This is a genomic window from Nostoc sp. UCD121 (assembly GCF_014222285.1).
Taxonomy (GTDB): domain Bacteria; phylum Cyanobacteriota; class Cyanobacteriia; order Cyanobacteriales; family Nostocaceae; genus Nostoc.
Genome location: NZ_JACKZS010000440.1, coordinates 1 through 1,773 on the forward strand (window position 1 = coordinate 1; position 1,773 = coordinate 1,773).

Genomic DNA, 1,773 nt, shown 5'->3' on the forward strand with positions numbered 1-1,773 from the left:
ACAAAATACTGATTTTACGACTAATGATGTTATATGTTCTTTAATTAAGTATCTTTTTATCCACTATACTCCAATTCAAAAATTACTTGAAGCCAAAGATTGGAAAAAAGCGGATGAGGAAACCTATCGTTTGATGACTCAAAAGATGGGTAAAAAAGGAATCCAAATTCTTGTGAGAAGCGATTTTGAGAATTTTCCGCTTGAGGATTTATATGTTGTAAACGCTTTGTGGGAAAAATACAGTGATGCTAAATTTGGATTTAGAAGGCAAAAAGAAATCTGGCTTCAGAGTGGCTCAATTGGACAAGCAAGACTTGCACCTGTGATCAAGTTTTGGCAAACAGTGGGGTGGATTAGTGAAGGTGAATTAGAAGAAATTGAGTTGAATGAAATCAATTATCAATTACAACAAGAAAAAACACCTGACGGATATTTACCTACTACTGGACTCCGTTTCCAAGAGGTTTCTCTCCTCTCTCGCTTTGCTAGTTGTAATGTATCTTTTTTTGATTCATTGATGTCAAAGTGAATACTCCACTAAGGATTGAGTTTAACCGTAACGTAATATTTCATTTATGCAGACTCTGGTTTCTGTCTCTCCTTATAAGCCGCAAAAAACACAGCTTCCGGTGACTTAACGCCTTTCCAAGTCCGCAGTGCTTCTTTGAGATAGGCGATCTCAAACGTAATTTTGATTAGTGCATTATAGACATCGCTACCCCTCTCATTGAACCAACACCCCATCCACGATCGCAATCCCCCACTGCGGAAACTTCGCCAGCAGTTTCTTGATCACAATCTGCAAAGCCGGATCATCATGACAGCATTGTTGGAGGAAGTCAAAACCAGGATTTTCCCCAACCTGAGAAGCCATCTTCAGTTTCTCCATTCGCAATAGTCTAGCTTTGGATCTCATGGCGATGTCTTCTCTACGAGACGCTCCGCGAACGGTGGTAAACAACGCCTTACTAGATTTTTGCACCTGATAATTAACTACAGATAGATTCCACTGCTTCTCAAACTTGCTGATTGATGCCCTCATGCTGGCATAATACTTGCTGTCTAGCAAATATTGAATTACCCACAATGGGGGGCATTCTCCAACGTTTGCTCTATCCAACCATTCAAATATCTCACTTTGATTTAATGACACGGGTACGGCCGAACTTGTGCCTTCATCACAGTCTTTCGGCTCAAAACCACAATCTTGATTTTCTCCTGACAACGAAGCGCAATTACTTTGTTCTGCTTGCCCCTGTGTTTGATTAGCGATGGCTGAACTTAAATATTCTTCATTTTGGGTAACGGGCGCGGCGGAACAAGTACCCTCATGAGGGAATATTGCTTCAACGTCACAGTCCTGGTTTTCAGCTAGCAACGAAGCGGGATTACTTCGTGCAGCTTCCACAAGTGCCAGCGATGTACAGTCTATTGCCACAGGCAATTCTTCAAGTTCTGACGCGCTTTCGATATGTGAAGGCGACGCGCCCCTCAAGGGCGCATGAGCCGTCTCCTCAACACGCGGATTTTCAGTTGGCGCGTCAGAACCAACTACCATACCAACAACCTTAGTTGGTTGTTGGTAGGTAGTTAACGGGTAGTTAGAAACGTTGTTAGGTTTTTGGAACCCTTGCAAATCCTCATTTTTTTGACCATTCTTTTGGAATGATTCCAAATCGGCGTGGATTTGTTCCACTTTGGGGTGGTTTTCATTCCGTCTGGGCTGGTTTACTTTCTCCCCGGCGTGGACGGCTTTCTCGTCACAAGAATTGC

The 1,773-nt window shown here is 42.6% G+C and carries 3 protein-coding genes; 1 reads left to right on the top strand and 2 read right to left on the bottom strand.

The window, feature by feature from the left end; genetic code table 11:
* Positions 1–529, top strand: a 529-nt coding sequence (locus GNF10_RS36685; RefSeq protein WP_185607478.1) for a GUN4 domain-containing protein, incomplete at its 5' end; no start/stop codon positions are given.
* Positions 530–573: 44 nt separating this feature from the next.
* Here GNF10_RS36685 and GNF10_RS36690 read toward each other — a convergent pair.
* Positions 574–744: a hypothetical protein gene (locus tag GNF10_RS36690; protein WP_185584703.1), complete on the bottom strand. Its 171-nt coding sequence runs from the start codon at positions 742–744 to the stop codon at positions 574–576.
* Positions 725–1,773: hypothetical protein (locus GNF10_RS39190; RefSeq protein WP_260446388.1), on the bottom strand; the 1,049-nt coding region annotated here is incomplete at its 5' end. The genes GNF10_RS36690 and GNF10_RS39190, both read right to left, overlap by 20 nt.